The organism is Pseudomonas sp. PvP089, from assembly GCF_017875165.1.
Taxonomy (GTDB): Bacteria; Pseudomonadota; Gammaproteobacteria; order Pseudomonadales; family Pseudomonadaceae; genus Aquipseudomonas; species Aquipseudomonas fortuita.
Genome location: NZ_JAGGME010000001.1, coordinates 4,053,450 through 4,070,310 on the forward strand (window position 1 = coordinate 4,053,450; position 16,861 = coordinate 4,070,310).

Genomic DNA, 16,861 nt, shown 5'->3' on the forward strand with positions numbered 1-16,861 from the left:
TCGCGATCGGGCCAGTCATTGCTGCTGGCGGGTAGCGCACACCACGATTTCGCGGATGCACACGGACTGCGGCTGGCCATAGGCGAAACCGATGGTCTCGGCAATGGTCTCGGCCGTGAGCACCCCGCCCATCTCCTGCTTCCAGTCGTTGTAGCCTGCCTTGATGGCGGCATCGGTCGTGTGGCTGAGCAGTTCGGTGTCGACTGCGCCCGGCTCGATGGTGATTACCCGCACGTTGCTCGGGGCCAGTTCTTCACGCAGGTTTTCCGACAGGCCGGTTACGGCGAACTTGGTCCCGACGTAGGCGACATGGTTGGGGAAGGCCTTGCGCCCGGCCACGGAACTCACGTTGATGATGGTGCCCTGCCTGCGCTCGACCATGCCACTGGCGACCGCATGGATCCCGTTGAGCAGGCCACGCACGTTGACGTCGAGCATACGGTCCCACTGCTCTGGGTCCTGGGTAGCGATATTGCCCAGCAGCATCACGCCGGCATTGTTGATGATCGCGTCTACCGGGCCGAAGCGCGTCTCGGCTTCAGCAACGGCTGCCAGCACAGCCGCGCGGTCGGTGACATCGACCGCCAGCGCCAGGCTGTTGGGCAGCTGCAGTTGTTGCATGGGTGCCAGACGGCGGGACAGCAGCAACAGGGCGTGGCCACGGCTGGACAGCAGCTTGGCGGTGGCCAGGCCGATGCCGGAGCTGGCACCGGTAATGACTACCAAAGGTTTATGGGTGTGGGTCATGGTCGCCATCCTGTTATCCGATTTGCCTATGGGTTAGAAGTAGAGCAAGTATAAAAGCTGCTTTTTCTTGCGAAAAATGGGAAATTCTTTTCGCAGCCATCGGCATCACTTATGGGTACCTCATGGATTATCGCCAGCTTCGCGCCTTCATCGCCGTGTTCGAAGAACGCAACATCACCGCCGCCGCGCGTTCGATACACCTCAGCCAACCGGCGCTTTCCGGTAGCATCAGGGCACTGGAGCAGGCGCTGGGCACCACGCTGTTCGTGCGCCAGGCCCGCGGCGTCGAGGTGACCGAGGATGCCCGCGCGCTGTACCCCGAAGCGCAGCGCATGGTCGCCGACGCCAACCGCCTGCTCGGCCGTTTCAAAGGCGATCGTGAACGTGCGCCGTTGCAGATCGGTGTGGAGCAGGACGTGAGTGCCGCTGTGCTGGGCCAGGTGGTGCTGGCAGCGGCGGGCATTCAGCCCCCGGTGCGCCTGCAACTGGTGAGCGGCTGCATGGGCGAGGTGCGGCTGGCCAGCGAAGAACTGCGCTGTGAAGATGAGTTGTTTCTGCCGCTGCACAGCGACCCGTTCGTGCTCGCGGTTGCGCACCAAACAACAACTACTCAAGCGCGCTGGGTCACCTGCCCTGCACAGCCCAGCCATCAGCGCCTGCAACCTTTCTACAGCGGTATTCTGGTCGCAGAAGCAGACACCTTTGCCCTGGCTTTGGAGCTGGTTGCCGCAGGCGTGGGTGCCGCGATCGTGCCGGAGTCACTTGCCACCGAACACCGCGGTGTGCGCATCGAGCCAATGCCGCAGCTCGACCTGCGCCGGCGTATCGGCCTGTGCTACTCGGCCCAGGCGCTGACGCTTGACGGCGTCATTCAGTTGCGCGATGCCTTGCAGGGTTGAGTGACCGGTACCGGCCCTGTCGCTGGTCTCAGGTGCGCAGCACCTGTTCCCCGGCGTTGCGCGGCAAGCGAATGGCATCGGCCAACGCCACACAGGCAATCAAGGCAACGCCAATCAACGCCCAGTGGAAGTCGCTGACCGTCAACCCGCCTTCGCCGCCCCGCACCATCATCGCCACACGCAGCAGCAATGCCACCACCGCAACACCCAACGCCATCGCCAGCTGGAAGCACATGCTGAATAACGTCGACGCCTCGCCCATCTGCTGCTTGGGCACTTCGGCAAAGCCGACGGCGTTGTAGGTGGTGAACTGCATCGAGCGCGAAAGCCCGCCCACGAACAACACCACAGCCATCCCGTACCACGGCATGCCTTGCTGCAAGCCCAGGCAAGCCAGAATGCAACCAACGCCAATCAGCCCGTTGACCAGCAACACGCGGCGGAAACCATAGCGGCGCAGCAAGCCGGTGGTAAACGGCTTCATCGCCAGGTTGCCAGCGAAGATCGCCAGTACTAGCAGCCCGGCATCCACCGGCGACAAGCCGAAACCAATCTGCAGCAGCAACGGGATAAGGAACGGCAAGGCACTGATCGAGAGGCGGAACAAGGTCCCACCCACGATGCTGACCCTGAACGTGGGGATAGACAAGGTATCCAGTGGCAAAAGCGGCGATGGATGCCGCTGACAATGGCGAATCGCCAACCAGGTAAGCAAGCCGCCCAGCGACACCAGTGCCAGCCCGGCGCCCAGGCTACCCCCCGCCAGAGAGCCAAGCATTTCCAGGCCGACCAGCCACGCTGCACATGCCGACGCCAGGCAAACGAACCCCAGCGTGTCGAAGCGGCGCTTTTCAGCTGACCGCGCATCAGGAATCAGTAGCCAGGCCGCCGCAATGGCCAGCAACCCGAGGGGGATGTTCAGGTAAAAGATCCAGGGCCACGACCAATGCGTGACGATCAGGCCGCCAAGCGGTGGGCCCAATACTGGCGCCACCAGGCCAGGCCAGGTGATTACCGCGAGCATTCTCACCAGGTCTTTTTTCTCGGTTGTGCGCAGCACCACCAACCGGCCCACCGGCACCATCAGCGCACCTCCAATGCCCTGCAGTACCCGAGCCCCGACAAAGGTTTCCAGGCTGGGGGCCATACCGCACAGCAACGAAGCCACGGTAAACAGCCCGATGGCGCCAGCAAAAACCCGTCGCGGGCCATAACGGTCGGCCACCCAGCCACTGAGTGGGATGAACACCGCAACGGCCAGCAAGTAGGCACTGATGCCGATATTCAGGCTGACCGCGCTTTCACCGAAGTCACTGGCCATTTGCGGCAGTGCCGTGGCAATCACGGTGGCGTCGAGGTTTTCCATGAAGAAGGTGATAGCGACCAGCAAGGCAATGCAGGTAGCGTGGCGGGAGGTATTGGTCACTGCCGGGCTAGACACGGTAGAGCTCCTTCGGGTCGGTGATGCATCATGGGCTTTTGAGCGCACCCTGTGGGCACGGACATGCCCACGCCCACAAAAGTCGATGCCTTGGCTCAAAGCATGCGCATGGCCGCACGCAACGCCAGCAGGTAGGTCTCTACGCCAAAGCCACAGATCTGCCCCCGCACCACGTCGGCAAACACCGAATGGTGCCGGAACGGCTCCCTGGCATGGATATTGGACATATGTACTTCTACCACCGGCGCTTCGAGAATGGCCAGTGCGTCGCGAATACCATAGCTGTAATGCGTCCACGCCCCGGCATTGATCAGCACCGCATCCACCCGTTCTTCAAACGCCTGGTGGATTCGCTCGCACATGGCGCCTTCAAAGTTGGTCTGGAAGCTCTCGACCCGCGCCCCCAGTTCCTCGCCCAGCGCACGCAAGGCCTGGTCGATATCGGCCAGCGTGGCCGTACCGTACTGGCGCGGGTCGCGTTTGCCGAACATGTTGTGGTTGATGCCGTGCAGCATCAGGACATTGGCGACCATGCCTTACTCCAGCGGGATCGTCAGGCGATCAATCACCGCACGCGTATCGGGCCGCACCCCGCGCCACCAGGCAAACGCTTCTGCCGCCTGTTCGACCAGCATGCCCACGCCGTCGGCCAGGTGCGTCACACCCCGCTCCCCGGCCAGGCGCAGGAAAGGCGTGAGGCCTTTGCCATACGCCAGTTCGTAGGCCAGCCGCGTGCCGCCAAGTACCCCGCCAGGTAACGGCGGCTGTTCACCGACAAGGCTGGCAGAAGTGGCATTGATCACGATGTCGAACGTTTGCCCTTCCAGCGCTTCGTAACGGCTGATACGCAACCTTGGGTGATCCAGCTCGTTGCGCAGCACCAAGGCTTTGCTCATGTCGCGATTGGCAAGTACCAGCTCGCTGGGCCCAGCCTGCAGGAAGGGCAGTAACGCGCCACGAACCGCACCACCGGCGCCGAGCATCAGCACCCGACGGTTGCGCAGCGGCTCACCGAGGTTCTCTTCGATATCCCGCAGCAAGCCGATGCCATCGAAGTTCTCGGCGAAGATATGGCCATCCTCGAACTTTAGCGCATTGGCCGCCCGCGCCAGCTCAGCCCGCTCGCTGCGCCGGTCGGCAAGCTCGAAGGCGCGCAGCTTGAATGGCGCTGTGATATTCATGCCCCGCCCGCCAGCACTGCAAAATTGCAGCACCTGGGTCTCGAAACCCTCGAGCTCGCCCTCGATCGCGCCGTACTCCAGGGTCTGACCGCTGGCCTGGGCAAACAGGCCGTGGATCAACGGGGATTTAGTGTGGTTGATCGGTCGGCCAATCACTGCATAGCGGTCGCTCATCGTGCATCTCCGTGGGTGAACAGCACACCGGCCGCTTGCATGGCGGTGATTTCTTCGGGACTGAAGCCAAGCCCCGCAGCGACCTCGGCATTGTGCTGGCCAAGGTCCGGGGCAACCTGATGGATCGTGGTATCGCAGTCAGAAAAGCGGAACGGCAGATTGGGCAGGCGCAAGGTGCCGTAGCGCGGGTGCTGCTGTTCGATGACCATGTTGCGAGCCTGAATCTGCGGATCGGCCAGCACTTCATCAATGCGTTGCACTTTGGCGCTGGGAATGTCGATGCCATCGAGCAGTTGCAAGATGTCGGCGACCCGACGCACGCCGACCCAATCCCGGACTACCGCCAGAATCGCCTCGCGATGTGCATTGCGGCCATTGAGCTTATGGTAGCGGCCATCGCTACCGAACCCAGGCGGGCCGCCATTGGCCTCGACCATGGCGGCGAAGCGCTGCCAGGCGTCGTCGACCTGAGCGGCGATGACCAGGTCGCCATCGGCTGCGCGGAAGACGCCATACAGGGTCGAGGTCGGCATGTCATGGCCGGTCTGCTCGGGTAGCACTGTGCCCTGCGACAACGTGTAGCACTGCACCGCATACTCGTGCATCGACACCAGCGTGTCGTACAGGGCCATGTCGATATGTTGTCCGCGTCCAGAGCTGACCCTGCCCAGCAGCGCCGCGTTGATCGCCGCTACAGCATGGATACCGGTGTACATGTCGCCAAGGGAAATGCGCAGCAACGGCGGCGCTTCGCCCGGCACGCCAACCATCTGCATGATGCCGCTCTTGGCTTCGGCGATCAGCCCGAAGCCGGCGCGGTGGGCATCAGGCCCGGTGTGGCCGTAGGCGGAGATCGAGCAGTAAACCAGACGCGGGTTACGCGCCGACAGCTCGGCATAACCAAGGCCAAGCTTGTCCAGGGCACCTGGACGATAGTTCTCGATGAACACGTCGGCCGAATCGGTCAGGCGTTGCATGAAGGCTTTGCCACGCGGGTCCTTCATGTTGACGCTGACGCCCTGCTTGCCCATGTTCAACTGCAGGAAGTAGCCGCTCTGCTGCTCGTCCAGGGTAAACGCATGCTGGCGCCCGGCATCGCCGCTGCCCGGCCGTTCGACCTTGATCACCTCGGCACCCAGCGCGGCCAGGCAGCGGCCCACATAAGGGCCGGCGAGGAAGTGGCTGTAGTCGATGACGCGGATACCCGCCAAAGGCAACGCCTGGCTCATGCTTCTGCCCTCCTTGGCACCATCAGGCGGTGCTCACCGCGCTGCACGACCTCGCCATTCTGGTTGATCAGCTCCGACGGCAGAACCACGATGCCCCAGCCCGGGCGACTTTTGCTGGGACGCATCGACCCCACGCGCATGCGTACCTGCAGCACATCGTTGACCTTGATCGGCAGTACGAAATCCCACATCCAACCCAGCGACATGCCTGGCACGAAGCGGTATTGGCATTGGGTCTTCAAGCCATCGGCGATCGACAACCCGAACAAGCCGTGGGCGACCAGGCAGCCGAAATGGCTGGCATTGGCGTATTCCTCATCGACATGGACCGGGGTGTGGTCGCCGGTAAGGGCGGCGTAAGCCAGGATGCGCTCGCGGGTTACCGTGTAGGTGGGGCTGAGGCATTCATCGCCTTCGCGGGCATCGTCCCAGAATTTCTCCACTACGCTCATGCCGATACCTCCGCACGCGGGTCGATGGCCAGTGCCTGGGCGACGCAAGTGGCCGGCGAGGCCTGGATGAACTCAACCGCCAGACCGTCCGGCAGGCGCAGCCAGTTGCGGCCCTGAGGCATTTCGCTGACGCCGAAGCGCTGGGCTGCGGCAAGGGCGGCTTCGAGGTCCTCGCACATGATGCCCAGGTGGGCCATGCGCCCCTCCGGCCCGGCGAAGTCAGGCTGGTGAATGAACTGCAGGCCGCCCAGCGTCCAGTATTGCGTGGGCTGCTCGACATCGCCCTGCGCTTCTCGCAGGGCCATACCGCACACTTCGTTGAAGAAACGGATATGCCACTGAATGTCGCGCACCCAGAAGGCAACGTGTTCGAGGTAGGCTTTCGGCTGGCTCATGGGTTATCCCTTTTCTGGTGATCGGCCATCGCGCGTTCAATGCCCTTGATACAGGCCACCAAGGTCGCGTTGACGGGGGTGGCAACGCCATGGCGCTGGCCCCAGCGCACGACGGAGCCGTTGATGAAGTCGATTTCGGTGATCGAGCCTTTTTCCAGGCTCTGCAGCATCGAGGTACGGAAGCTTGCCGGCAGGCCCTCGGCGGCCAGTGCCCATGCCGCATCTGGGCTGGTAAGGCCCAGCCTGATACCGGCCCGTTGTGCAACGGCCATTGCCTCGGCCACGGCAGCCTTGGCGGTGCTCTCGAGCAACGGTTCGCTGTACAGCTGGCCATAACTGAGCATGGTGATACCGCTGAGCGCGCCGGTTGCGACATTCACCAGTAACTTGTCCCACATGGTGCCGAGGATATTGTCACTGACCGTGGTGGCCAGCCCCGCAGCATTGAAGGCCTCGGCGATGGCCTGCACGCGAGGCGTCAGTTGCCCGTCCAGTTCACCGATGTAAGTGTGCTTACCCGCCACGCCAGCTCGGATCGAACCCGGTGCCAACAACACACCGCCGACATAGGTTTTGCCCGCCAGTACTCGCGCTCTACCGACGACCTCGGCCAGAATGTCTTCATGCCCGAGGCCGTTCTGCAGCGACAGTACCAGCGTCTGCGGCCCGAGCAGGGCCGTGGCACCACCCATCGCTTCAGCGGTGTGGAACGACTTCACCAACACTACGACCAGGTCAACCACGCCCACGTCGTTGGCAGCGGTGGTGGCATTGACACGTACTTGCCGCTCGCCGTGTTCGTCCTGTACTTGCAAACCGTGCAGGTTGATGGCTTCGACATGCTCACGGCCACGGTTGAGCAGCCAGGTTTGGTGCCCGGCCTCACTCAACGCCGCGTCAATAGCGCAGCCCAGGGCACCGGCACCCAGAATGCAGATTTTCAAATCGCAGACCTCCTGTGGTTTGCGATTACCTTATGCAGCGTCTCCCGATCGGGCTATACAATGGCCTCAATACACCTATTGAGAATTGCAATAATGAGTGCCGCCGATGCCCTGCCCGAGCCCAAGTTGCTGCAACTGTTCGACCTGCTGTATCACTGCCGCAGCGTTACGCGTGCCGCAGAGCAGCTGGGCCAAAGCCAGCCAACCATCAGCATCTGGCTGGCCCGCCTGCGTCAGCAACTGAACGACCCGTTATTTGTCCGCACCCCCGGTGGCATGGCCCCGACTCCGCGCGCCGACCAGTTGATCGGGCCCTGCCGCGAAGTACTCGAATCGCTGCGTCGGCTGACGGCGTGGGAACCGCAATTCACACCCGCCACCGCGCAAAGACACTTTCGCCTGTGTGTCAGCGATGCCAGCCATATCACCTTGCTGCCGAGCATCCTCAACTACCTGCGCAGCCATGCCCCCGGCATTCGCCTGGAGGCGGCGCGCATCGACGGCAATAGCGAAAGTGCCCTGGAGTCGGGCGAGGCCGACCTGGCCATTGGTTTTGTGCCCTGGCTGGGAGGCGGGATGTATCAGCAGGTATTGTTCGATCAGGACTGGGTGTGCCTGAGCAATCGCCAGCACCCGCGCCTCGCCCATGGCATGAACGTGGCCCGCTACCAAGCCGAAGGCCATGTACAGATCAGCGCAGGCACCGGCCAGAAGTTGCTGGAGGCGGGGCTGGCCCGGGCGGGTATAGAGCGCCGGATCGTGCTGGATCTACCGGCGTTCCTGGGGCTGGGGATGATCGTTGGCAGCACCGACCTGGTCGCCACCCTACCAAGGCATATCGGCCAGACCCTTGCCGACATGCACGACCTGCAAGTGCACGACTGCCCATTCGCTGTGGAGGGCTTCACCGTGAAACAGCACTGGCATGCGCGCTATCACCAAGACAGTGGCAACCGCTGGCTCAGGGAAGTGATCCACGGTCTTTTCGGTCGATCGGCCTGATCCTGGCCCATGGATTACAGCGCGAGGATCATTTCATGCCAGGCCATGCCGCCATGGTCCGAAGGCGACGGTTTGACGTACTGATATCCCATCTTCTGGTACAGCGCCACATGCTGCTGCTTGCACATCAGGTGAATGGTCTGTTTGCCTGACGCCTTCATGCGGGCGATGAATTCGTCCATCAACCGCTTGGCGTAACCGTTGCCCTGGTGCGCAGGGTCCACCACCACCGACATGATCACCACGTTCGGTGCTGCCGGGTCATGGCCGACCAGTTCCTTGAAGTCTTCATCAGACATGACCACTTCGTAGGCGCAACCGCTATTGATGAAGCCGACGATTTCACCCATGTTTTCCAGGATGAGGAAGCCGTGCGGATACTGCGCGATGCGGGTGCGGATTTTTTCCAGCGTGGCCGCTTCATCTCCTTCATAGGCGCCGATTTCAATGGCGTAGCAGCGCTCGGCGTCTGCAACGGTGGGGGTACGGAACTGTAGGGTACTCATGACTGGCTCCTGGGGAACTTGAATGCGTCAGCCATGTTAAATCAGTCGCGGGCAAGCCGCTCCTATAGCCCAAGGGCTGGTGTTTTTTCGACCCACCGACGTGCGGGGCTCTCGCTCGCGCTTGCCGCCTACCCTTGCTGGCAAGCATGATTGACACATTGCCTTCTTGCCACGGATACACCCATGACAGCTGTACACTCCGACCTCTTGCAGCCGAGCCGCTGCCAACGCCTGAAAGCGGCTAGCAGCCGGGACCATGACAGCGTTGATCAACTGGTAATGGCGGCCCGGCCCTTCGAGAGCCACGAGCGTTATGGCCGCTTTCTGCAGGTGCAGCACCGTTTTCATGGCAGCCTAGTGGCGCTTTACCAGGATGACCAACTCAACCAGCGCCTGCCGGGCCTGGTGGCGCTGTCACGCTTCGCGGCAGTAGAGGACGACTTGCGTGACCTGGGCCTGTCGCTGCCAGCGCCGCCTCGACAAGTCAGCGCCAGCCCGGCCCAGGCGCTGGGATGGCTGTATTGCAGTGAAGGCTCGAACCTGGGGGCGGCGTTCCTGTTCAAGCAAACCCAGCGCCTGGGCCTGGATGGCGATCAGGGTGCCCGCCACCTGGCACCGCACCCCGATGGGCGCGCGTTGCACTGGCGCGAGTTCGTGGCCAGGCTTGATGGCCTGGTGCTGACTGACGAGCAAGAGGCCGAGGTCATTGTGGGTACGATTGCCGCGTTCGACAGTTACCGGGCACACCTGCGAGAAGTGTTCGCAAGCCAATGAACAGTAGATCGCTGCACGCGCACAGTCAGGCTTGTGGAACGTAGTGACCAGGCATCATAAATTTCTACAAGTTGTTGCTGTAGCGAACTTTTTCCCGTTTGCCGGTCTATGTGGGAGGCACAGAAAGGTAGCGGAACGCGAGACAAGGTTCGTCCACACCTGCTGGCCAGATGGCTCAATTGTTATCAGAGGTTGGCTTCGCTCATGAAAATACATGTCGCAAGGTTGGTGCTGCTCGGCCTGTTCTCGTTCGCGGCGGTGGGCACGGCATCCGCAACTCAAATGAAAGCACCGGTGGCGATGGCGCCTGCGGTTCAGTCACCGTTACAGCCTGCCGCCAACCCCTGGTCGAGGGTGGCCAGTGTAGCCAATGCACAGCCGGCCACGCTGCTGGCTCACGACGACGACCGCTGGCATGACCACAGAAGCGACTGGCGCCGTGAGCAGTGGCGGCGGGAGCAAGCCCGGCGGGACTGGGAGCGGCGGCGTGACTGGGAACGGCGCCGTGATTGGGAGCGCCGCCATGAGCGGGCCATGCACCAGCGCCACCATGGCGACTACCGTTATTACCGCCGTTGACCATCACGCCTGATGCGGGTCGCACGCTCTGCGGGACAGCTGTCTGGTGCTGCTTGATCTGGCCTCATCGCCGCCTGGCCAGCGCCCACAGGTACAGCGCAAGCTTCAGACTTATGCAGTACCTGTGAAAGCAGCCCCGGCAAGGGTTGCCGTGACGTTGAAATCTGGGGCCGCTATGCGGCCCTATCGCGACGCAAGGCCGCTCCCACAGGGTAAGTTTCCAATTCCGCTATCAGCTTTGCGCTCCATCAGGGGTATCCCCCGCCGCCTCTGCTTCCATCTTCAAGCGGTCTGCCTTGCAGATGTACTTGGGCTTGCGCGGCGCCAGTTTGGCATTGGCCTTCTTGGCATGCGCCTCCAATAGCTGCTTGATTTTCTTTCGACGATTCATAATCCACAGGGCCTGTCAGTGCGGTTTAGCAGACCACATAGTACCTGTGTGGTCTGCGTATTGCGCCAGTAAACATGGCGCCGGGTAACCGGCCAGCCCCTGTCAGTCGCCACGTTGACGTTATTTTCACACGCCGCACATTAGCGTCACGCCCTTTAAGGTCACGGGCACATCCGCTGGCCGTCAAGGTACGACGAGGCATACGTGTCACACACTACATCCCCCACCGTGCGCACGCGCGTGGACTGGGCCGGCCTGGGCTGGCTGCTGCTGTTCTTCTGGTACTTCTCTGGCGTCACCCAGGCATTGCTGCTGTTCAGCGGTACTACCGGCTTCGCCGGTTTTCGCGATGCGTTCTTCCTCAGCAGCCTGTGGCTGGCCCCGGTGTTGCTGCTGCCCCGCTTCACCCGTGCCACGGCGGCCGTCATCGGCCTGGTGCTGTGGGCTGCATCGCTGGTGGGCTTGAGCTACTTCGGCATCTATCGCCAGGAGTTCTCGCAAAGCGTCATCTTCGTGATGTTCGAATCCAATACCGCCGAGGCCGGTGAATACTTCAGCCAGTACTTCAGTGTGTGGCTGGGCCTGGCACTGCTGCTGTACACGCTGGGTGCGGTACTGCTGTGGAAGCGCGTGCGCCCGGTCAGCCTGCCCCTGCGCAGCCGCCTGCCGGTGGTGGCCCTGTTGCTGGTGGCCAACCTGGTGTACCCGTTCTACAAGCAGATGGTCACCCAGGAGCGCAACTTCGCCGATGCCGCCGAGAAGGTGCAGCAGCGCATGGAGCCCGCCGTGCCCTGGCAACTGCTGGTGGGCTACCGTCAGTACCGCCAGCAACTGGACAACATGCAGGAGTTGCTGGCGCAGAATGCCGCGTTACCGCCTCTGCAAAACCTGCGTGACAGCAGCGGTACGGCGCCACGCACCTTGGTGCTGGTGCTGGGCGAGTCCACCACCCGCGAGCACATGCACCTGTACGGCTACAACCGCGACACCACACCCAACCTCGACGCACTGGCGGCCAGCGACAAGGGCCTGACGGTGTTCCGCGACGTGGTATCCCCACGCCCGTACACCATTGAGGTGATGCAGCAGATCCTCACCTTTGGCAACGAGCAAAACCCGGACCGCTTCCTTACCGATCCCTCGCTGATCAACCTGATGAAACAGGCAGGCTACAAGACCTTCTGGATCACCAACCAGCAGACCATGACCAAGCGCAACACCATGCTGACCACCTTCTCGCAGCAGACCGACGCGCCGGTCTACCTGAACAACCAGCGCAACCAGAACGCCAGCCAGTACGATGACGTGGTGCTGGCGCCGTTCGAGAAGGCCCTGCAAGACCCGGCGCCAAACAAGTTCATCATTGTGCACCTGCTGGGCACGCACATGGACTATCGCTTCCGCTACCCGAACGACTACGCGCACTTCACCGATGGCCAAGGCGTACCGAAAGTGCTGACGCCAGACCAGGTAGAAACCTACAACTTCTACGACAACGCGGTGCGCTACAACGACTACGTGGTTTCGAGCCTGATCAAGCGTTATGCGGCCGGCAGCCCCAATGGCTTCCTGCTGTACCTGTCTGACCACGGCGAAGACGTGTACAGCTCCGGTAACCACGACCGCCTGGGGCGCAACGAAGGCGCACCGACCCGGCCGATGTACACCATCCCGTTCCTGCTGTGGACCTCGCCACGCTGGCAGGCCGAGCACCCCCGCGACCTGCAGGCGATGGCCAGCCGCCCTTACAGCAGTTCGCACCTGATCCATACCCTGTCCGACCTGGCCGGGCTGAGCTACGACCGCTTTGAGCCGGCCAAGAGCCTGGTGAGCACGGAATTTGTCGTGGCACCACGCTGGATTGGTGACCCGTACCGCAAGGATGGCTTGCGCGAGTTCGACCACCTGCCACTGGACAAGCCCGGGCAAGTGCAGGAAACGGCCAGTAATCACCAGTAGATCGTCACGTGTAGGGGCAGCCTTGTGCTGCGAAGAGGCCGGTATTGGAGGCATACAGATGCGTGGCCTGTACCGGCCGCTTCGCAGCACAAGGCTGCTCCTACAAGAATCGCGATAGGCCGTTTGCCGTATAAATTAAATTTAAATTGATTTTAGATTAAGTCTCAGCCACGCTCTGCCCACATTCCTGGTTTGCAGAGTACCCACCATGTCCGCAGCCCCCCGCGAACCCCGCAAGGACGGCGCCGTCACCCGTACGCGCATCCTCGAAGCCGCCGGCGAACTGTTCGCCGCACTGGGTTACGCCGAAACCAGCAACAAGGCCGTCGCGGCCAAGGCCGAGGTCGACCTGGCGTCGATCAATTACCATTTTGGCAGCCGCAATGGCCTGTACCTGGCCGTGCTCGACGAGGCCCGCCAACGCTTCCTCGACCTCAGCGACCTGCAACGCATCACCCAAGGCAGCCAGACACCGGCCGAAAAGCTGCGCGTGCTGGTGGAACTGGTGGTGTACAAGGCCACGCAGGCCCGGGACAACTGGCACTTGCGGGTACTGGCCGCAGAAATCCTCGCCCCCAGCCCTCATGGCCAGGCGCATCTGCAGGCGGCCGCCCCCCTGCGCCTGTCACTGCTCAAGGGGCTGTTCAGCGAGGTCAGCACCATCCCCGTCGACGAACCGGCCCTGACCCGCTGCATCCTGTGCGTCACAGCGCCGTGGGCAATGCTGCTGATCGGCCCGCGCGGCGGCTCCGGGGCGCTGCACGAAATTCTGCAGATGCCCAGCGAGGCCGTTGCTGCGCAGCTTTACCGCTTTGCCCTTGCAGGCCTGCAGGACGCTGGCCAGCAGCATGCCCAGGCCAACGCCACACCCAGCTGAGGTAAGCACCGTGCAACCTGTATCCAATGATACCTCCCCCGCCGCAACGGACGCGCAAACCTCCATTCCACTGCTGCTGGCAGCGCTGATGCTGGTGATGTTCCTGGCCGCCCTCGACCAGACCATCGTCTCGACCGCACTGCCAACCATCGTCAGCGACCTCGGTGGGCTGCGCTGGCTGTCGTGGGTGGTCACCGCCTACCTGCTGGCCTCCACGGTAGTGGTGCCGCTGTATGGCAAGTTCGGTGACCAGTTCGGCCGCAAGCGCGTGCTGCAGGTGGCCATCGTGCTGTTCCTGCTGGGCTCGGCCTTGTGTGGCGCAGCACAGGACATGGCCCAGCTGATCGTCTTCCGTACCCTGCAAGGACTGGGTGGCGGCGGCTTGATGGTGGTGGCGATGGCCGCCATCGGTGATGTCATCCCGCCTGCCGAACGTGGCCGCTACCAGGGCCTGTTCGGTGGCGTGTTCGGCCTGGCCACCGTGGTAGGGCCGCTGATCGGCGGTTTTCTGGTCGAGCAGCTGTCGTGGCACTGGATCTTCTACATCAACCTGCCCCTGGGCCTGCTGGCGCTGCTGGTTATCGGCAGTGTTTTCCGCCCGCACGTGGCCCTGGTACGGCATACGGTGGACTACATCGGCGCGTTCTTTCTTACCGTGGCATTGGCGGCCCTTGTACTCATCACCAGCCTGGGCGGCAGCTTGCTGGCGTGGCAGTCGCTGGACATGCTTTGCCTTTCGCTGTTCGCCCTGATTGGCCTGGTCGGCTTCGTCCTGGAACAACGCCGCGCCGCCGAGCCCATCATGCCGCTGCACCTGTTCCGTCACCGTACCTTCGTGCTGGCCGGGCTGATAGGTTTCATCGTCGGGGTGTCGCTGTTCGGCGCGGTCACCTTCCTGCCGCTGTACATGCAGGTAGTCAAGAACGCCACGCCCACCAGCGCCGGGCTGCAGATGCTGCCGCTGATGGGTGGCCTGCTGGTGGTGTCGGCGATTACCGGGCGGCTGATCAGCCGCTGGGGGCGTTACCGGGTGTTCCCGATCCTCGGCACGTTGCTGCAAGCCATTGCCCTGGGCCTGCTCAGCCGGCTGGAGCTGGATACCCCCATGGCGCTGATGAACCTGTACATGGGCTTGCTGGGTGCCGGCCTGGGGATGGTCATGCAGGTGCTGATCCTGGCCGTGCAGAACAGCGTCGAGTTGCGCCACATGGGCGTGGCGACCTCAGGGGCCACCTTGTTCCGCTCGATTGGCGGCGCCATTGGCGTGTCGTTGTTCGGCGCCCTGTTCTCGCATGCCTTGCTGGGTGGCCTGGGCAGTGACTTCGCCGCCAGTGCCGGGGGAGCCGCAAGCCTTTCGCCAGCTGCCGTGCATGCCCTGCCCACCGCCCTGCAGCACAGCTACCTGCAGGCATTTTCCGGGGCGATGCATGGCGTGTTCCTGCTGGCCGCAGCGATCACCAGCGTGGCTTTCGCACTGTCCTGGCTGCTGCGTGAGGTGCCGCTACGCAAAGCGACGCAGGGTTGACGACAGGCCTTCAGGCAGCTTGCAAGCAGCTACCCCGACCGGCACTGCCCCGCACCGCCTCGGCCAGCTTGCGCAGGTTGGCCTGATGCGCATTCACCAGGCTGGTGATGCTGTTGTCAGCCACCGTCTGCACCGAGGTGCGGCAGGTCAGCTCAGCCTGCCCTACCCGCTTCAGCCGCCACACAGCGTCCAGCGAGGCATAGCGCCCCGGCACCGTATCGAAGCGCTGTACGTCCACCCGCAGTGCCGCAGTGCCGCCACCCGCTGGCCCACCCAGCTGGCAACGAAGATCATCAGCGCGATGTCCCAGGCGCCGGCCTCCCAGAACTCCAGCACGCCACCACCAATGGTGCTTTCACTGCCACTGCCAAGCATTTGGGTGTGTATCACCGGCAGTAGGTTGGCAGGGATATAGAACACCAACGCCGCCAGCAGAAACGCCCAGCCCCGAGTGATGGCATTGGCCTTGCGTCGGTGGATGGCTGCACCGCAGCGGGTGCATCTGTGAGCGCCGCTACTCAGCTCACAGGCCTGGCCGCAGCCATAGCACAGGCACAGGCCCAGCTCGTCGGCGTTGGCCGGGTCATTCATACCTGCACCCACAAGTCGCGAATATCCTTGCCGGCGATATGGATGATCAGCATGCTCAACGCGGCCAAGGCCAGCAGGCCGATACCGGGGATCGCCGGCAAAGGGCGCGCTCGTGCTTGAGCAGTGGCGCACGCTGGTACACCGTGTCGCAGTACTCACAGATGATCAGATCCTGGCGCTGCTAGTGCGTGCCGCACGGCATGCCCGCCTCAGAACTTCGCCAGTTCTTCCCGGCAAAACTCCACAAACAACTGTGCAGGCTTGGTCAGTTGCACCCGCTTCAACCACGCCGCCGCCAGCCCCGACAACGCCACCGGCTCGGCGATATCCAGGATGGCCAGACGCTGGCCGTCGTAGGTGAATTCCGAATGCGGCCGGGTCACCAGCAGCGAAAAACCGAAGCCCTGCCCGACCATGCCACGCACCATCTCGATCGACGGCGAGCTGAAGACGATGTTCGGCGTCAGGCCCATCTCGTTGAACAGGCTGACGAAGTAGGTGCGGCTGGGGGCCACGTCCAGCAGGATCATCGGCTCCGGGCACAGGTCGCGGAGCGACACGTGGGCCTGGCCGGCAAAGCGGTGGTTTTCCGGCAGCAGCACGTAGGGCTTTTGCGGCGGCATCAACGGCTCGGCTTCGATGGTGCCGTCCAGGTCATGATCATAAAGAAACGCCAGATCGAACGTGCCGGCGGTCAAGCCCTGGATCAGCTCCTGCTGCTCGCCGTCGCGCAGGCGGATATCCACGCCGGGGTAACGCTGGCGAAAGCCGGCGATCAGCCGCGGCAGATACAGCGGTGCGACGGTTTCGAAACAGCCAATGTCGATCTGCCCCGCCACGGTGTCGTTGTCGGCCAGGGCGTTCTGCTCGAATTCATGGGCCATCTGCAGCAGCGACCGGGTCTTGGCGTAGAAGCGCTTGCCGCTGGGCGTCAGTGATACGCCTTGGGCGTGGTGGCGGATGAACAACTGCACACCAAAGCTTTCTTCCAGGCTCTTGATGGCCGTGGAAATGGACGGCTGGGCAATGTACAGCTGGCGCGAGGCCTCAGCCACGCTGCCGGCCTCCACGGTGGTGACGAAGTACTTCAGTTGTCGCAAGGTATAGGCAGCCACAGGGTACCTCTCTGACGCTGGTCTGGGCAGACTGGGATCATGCCTGACACTTTACCCCTGACCAGCGGCGAGTGGGTGCT

Annotated in this window: 18 protein-coding genes and 3 pseudogenes; 7 read left to right on the plus strand and 14 right to left on the minus strand. The window is 62.9% G+C overall.

Annotation, left to right across the window (positions count from 1 at the left end):
- Positions 1 to 15 precede the first annotated feature (15 nt).
- Positions 16 to 747 (minus strand): SDR family oxidoreductase, encoded by a 732-nt coding sequence (locus tag J3A71_RS18565; protein ID WP_060516338.1) that lies wholly within the window; start codon positions 745 to 747, stop codon positions 16 to 18.
- A gap of 122 nt (positions 748 to 869) precedes the next feature.
- Between J3A71_RS18565 and J3A71_RS18570 the strand changes: the two genes are divergently transcribed.
- Complete coding sequence (locus J3A71_RS18570; protein ID WP_016486095.1) at positions 870 to 1,646, plus strand: LysR family transcriptional regulator; 777 nt, start codon at positions 870 to 872, stop codon at positions 1,644 to 1,646.
- Between the two features lie 28 nt (positions 1,647 to 1,674).
- Here the strand turns inward: J3A71_RS18570 and J3A71_RS18575 are convergent, their stop codons facing one another.
- From J3A71_RS18575 to J3A71_RS18605, 7 genes are all read right to left on the minus strand, one after another.
- Positions 1,675 to 3,087, minus strand: a complete 1,413-nt coding sequence (locus tag J3A71_RS18575; protein WP_024717939.1) for an MFS transporter — start codon at positions 3,085 to 3,087, stop codon at positions 1,675 to 1,677.
- 95 nt (positions 3,088 to 3,182) lie between these two features.
- Positions 3,183 to 3,620 carry a type II 3-dehydroquinate dehydratase gene (aroQ, locus tag J3A71_RS18580; protein ID WP_023047298.1) on the minus strand — a complete coding sequence of 146 codons (438 nt, stop codon included), beginning with the start codon at positions 3,618 to 3,620 and terminating at the stop codon, positions 3,183 to 3,185.
- Between the two features lie 3 nt (positions 3,621 to 3,623).
- The gene (gene aroE / locus J3A71_RS18585; protein WP_023047297.1) at positions 3,624 to 4,442 is read right to left on the minus strand and encodes a shikimate dehydrogenase; all 819 of its coding nucleotides are present in this window, start codon (positions 4,440 to 4,442) and stop codon (positions 3,624 to 3,626) included.
- Positions 4,439 to 5,671 carry a CoA transferase gene (locus tag J3A71_RS18590; protein ID WP_023047296.1) on the minus strand — a complete coding sequence of 411 codons (1,233 nt, stop codon included), beginning with the start codon at positions 5,669 to 5,671 and terminating at the stop codon, positions 4,439 to 4,441. Before J3A71_RS18590 ends, aroE begins: the two co-directional genes overlap by 4 nt.
- Complete coding sequence (locus J3A71_RS18595; RefSeq protein ID WP_095114868.1) at positions 5,668 to 6,123, minus strand: MaoC family dehydratase; 456 nt, start codon at positions 6,121 to 6,123, stop codon at positions 5,668 to 5,670. Before J3A71_RS18595 ends, J3A71_RS18590 begins: the two co-directional genes overlap by 4 nt.
- Positions 6,120 to 6,518, minus strand: coding sequence for a VOC family protein (locus J3A71_RS18600; protein WP_016486090.1), 399 nt, complete (start codon positions 6,516 to 6,518; stop codon positions 6,120 to 6,122). Before J3A71_RS18600 ends, J3A71_RS18595 begins: the two co-directional genes overlap by 4 nt.
- The gene (locus J3A71_RS18605; protein WP_209953092.1) at positions 6,515 to 7,462 is read right to left on the minus strand and encodes a ketopantoate reductase family protein; all 948 of its coding nucleotides are present in this window, start codon (positions 7,460 to 7,462) and stop codon (positions 6,515 to 6,517) included. The genes J3A71_RS18600 and J3A71_RS18605 overlap by 4 nt, the downstream gene beginning before the upstream one ends.
- A gap of 93 nt (positions 7,463 to 7,555) precedes the next feature.
- Here J3A71_RS18605 and J3A71_RS18610 point away from each other — a divergent pair, with 93 nt between their 5' ends.
- On the plus strand, positions 7,556 to 8,464 hold the full coding sequence (locus J3A71_RS18610) for a LysR family transcriptional regulator (RefSeq protein WP_016486088.1): 909 nt from the start codon (positions 7,556 to 7,558) through the stop codon (positions 8,462 to 8,464).
- A gap of 14 nt (positions 8,465 to 8,478) precedes the next feature.
- On the opposite strand, the gene J3A71_RS18615 is transcribed toward J3A71_RS18610, so the two are convergent.
- The gene (locus tag J3A71_RS18615) at positions 8,479 to 8,970 is read right to left on the minus strand and encodes a GNAT family N-acetyltransferase (RefSeq protein ID WP_016486087.1); all 492 of its coding nucleotides are present in this window, start codon (positions 8,968 to 8,970) and stop codon (positions 8,479 to 8,481) included.
- Positions 8,971 to 9,153: 183 nt separating this feature from the next.
- Between J3A71_RS18615 and J3A71_RS18620 the strand changes: the two genes are divergently transcribed.
- A complete protein-coding gene (locus J3A71_RS18620) occupies positions 9,154 to 9,744 on the plus strand; it encodes a biliverdin-producing heme oxygenase (protein WP_016486086.1) in 591 nt (196 codons plus the stop codon).
- A gap of 204 nt (positions 9,745 to 9,948) precedes the next feature.
- Positions 9,949 to 10,323 (plus strand): hypothetical protein, encoded by a 375-nt coding sequence (locus J3A71_RS18625; RefSeq protein WP_031311767.1) that lies wholly within the window; start codon positions 9,949 to 9,951, stop codon positions 10,321 to 10,323.
- Between the two features lie 232 nt (positions 10,324 to 10,555).
- On the opposite strand, the gene J3A71_RS18630 is transcribed toward J3A71_RS18625, so the two are convergent.
- Positions 10,556 to 10,714, minus strand: a complete 159-nt coding sequence (locus J3A71_RS18630) for a DUF2986 domain-containing protein (protein ID WP_082421970.1) — start codon at positions 10,712 to 10,714, stop codon at positions 10,556 to 10,558.
- 204 nt (positions 10,715 to 10,918) lie between these two features.
- Here J3A71_RS18630 and J3A71_RS18635 point away from each other — a divergent pair, with 204 nt between their 5' ends.
- From J3A71_RS18635 to J3A71_RS18645, 3 genes are all read left to right on the plus strand, one after another.
- Positions 10,919 to 12,673: a phosphoethanolamine transferase CptA gene (locus tag J3A71_RS18635; protein WP_080641008.1), complete on the plus strand. Its 1,755-nt coding sequence runs from the start codon at positions 10,919 to 10,921 to the stop codon at positions 12,671 to 12,673.
- A gap of 208 nt (positions 12,674 to 12,881) precedes the next feature.
- Entirely contained in the window at positions 12,882 to 13,550 is a 669-nt protein-coding gene (locus tag J3A71_RS18640; RefSeq protein ID WP_016486082.1) for a TetR/AcrR family transcriptional regulator, read from the plus strand.
- A gap of 10 nt (positions 13,551 to 13,560) precedes the next feature.
- Entirely contained in the window at positions 13,561 to 15,075 is a 1,515-nt protein-coding gene (locus J3A71_RS18645; RefSeq protein ID WP_096425911.1) for an MDR family MFS transporter, read from the plus strand.
- A gap of 10 nt (positions 15,076 to 15,085) precedes the next feature.
- On the opposite strand, the pseudogene J3A71_RS18650 reads toward J3A71_RS18645, so the two are convergent.
- The 4 genes and pseudogenes from J3A71_RS18650 to J3A71_RS18665 all read right to left on the minus strand — a co-directional run.
- Positions 15,086 to 15,352, minus strand: a pseudogene (locus J3A71_RS18650) (ABC-type transport auxiliary lipoprotein family protein); the annotation flags it as partial.
- Positions 15,352 to 15,666: pseudogene (locus tag J3A71_RS18655) on the minus strand (paraquat-inducible protein A); the annotation flags it as partial. The pseudogenes J3A71_RS18650 and J3A71_RS18655, both read right to left, overlap by 1 nt.
- A pseudogene (locus tag J3A71_RS18660) lies at positions 15,663 to 15,758 on the minus strand (paraquat-inducible protein A); the annotation flags it as partial. The pseudogenes J3A71_RS18660 and J3A71_RS18655, both read right to left, overlap by 4 nt.
- 117 nt (positions 15,759 to 15,875) lie before the next feature.
- On the minus strand, positions 15,876 to 16,781 hold the full coding sequence (locus J3A71_RS18665) for a LysR family transcriptional regulator (RefSeq protein WP_016486077.1): 906 nt from the start codon (positions 16,779 to 16,781) through the stop codon (positions 15,876 to 15,878).
- Positions 16,782 to 16,861: the final 80 nt, after the last annotated feature.

Bases quoted from the DNA above. Each gene is read 5' to 3' on its own strand.
- J3A71_RS18565 (WP_060516338.1), bottom strand. From the start codon at position 747: ATGACCCACACCCATAAACCTTTGGTAGTCATTACCGGTGCCAGCTCC.
- J3A71_RS18570 (WP_016486095.1), top strand. From the start codon at position 870: ATGGATTATCGCCAGCTTCGCGCCTTCATCGCCGTGTTCGAAGAACGC.
- aroQ (WP_023047298.1), bottom strand. From the start codon at position 3,620: ATGGTCGCCAATGTCCTGATGCTGCACGGCATCAACCACAACATGTTC.
- aroE (WP_023047297.1), bottom strand. From the start codon at position 4,442: ATGAGCGACCGCTATGCAGTGATTGGCCGACCGATCAACCACACTAAA.
- J3A71_RS18590 (WP_023047296.1), bottom strand. From the start codon at position 5,671: ATGAGCCAGGCGTTGCCTTTGGCGGGTATCCGCGTCATCGACTACAGC.
- J3A71_RS18595 (WP_095114868.1), bottom strand. From the start codon at position 6,123: ATGAGCGTAGTGGAGAAATTCTGGGACGATGCCCGCGAAGGCGATGAA.
- J3A71_RS18600 (WP_016486090.1), bottom strand. From the start codon at position 6,518: ATGAGCCAGCCGAAAGCCTACCTCGAACACGTTGCCTTCTGGGTGCGC.
- J3A71_RS18610 (WP_016486088.1), top strand. From the start codon at position 7,556: ATGAGTGCCGCCGATGCCCTGCCCGAGCCCAAGTTGCTGCAACTGTTC.
- J3A71_RS18615 (WP_016486087.1), bottom strand. From the start codon at position 8,970: ATGAGTACCCTACAGTTCCGTACCCCCACCGTTGCAGACGCCGAGCGC.
- J3A71_RS18620 (WP_016486086.1), top strand. From the start codon at position 9,154: ATGACAGCTGTACACTCCGACCTCTTGCAGCCGAGCCGCTGCCAACGC.
- J3A71_RS18625 (WP_031311767.1), top strand. From the start codon at position 9,949: ATGAAAATACATGTCGCAAGGTTGGTGCTGCTCGGCCTGTTCTCGTTC.
- J3A71_RS18630 (WP_082421970.1), bottom strand. From the start codon at position 10,714: ATGAATCGTCGAAAGAAAATCAAGCAGCTATTGGAGGCGCATGCCAAG.
- J3A71_RS18640 (WP_016486082.1), top strand. From the start codon at position 12,882: ATGTCCGCAGCCCCCCGCGAACCCCGCAAGGACGGCGCCGTCACCCGT.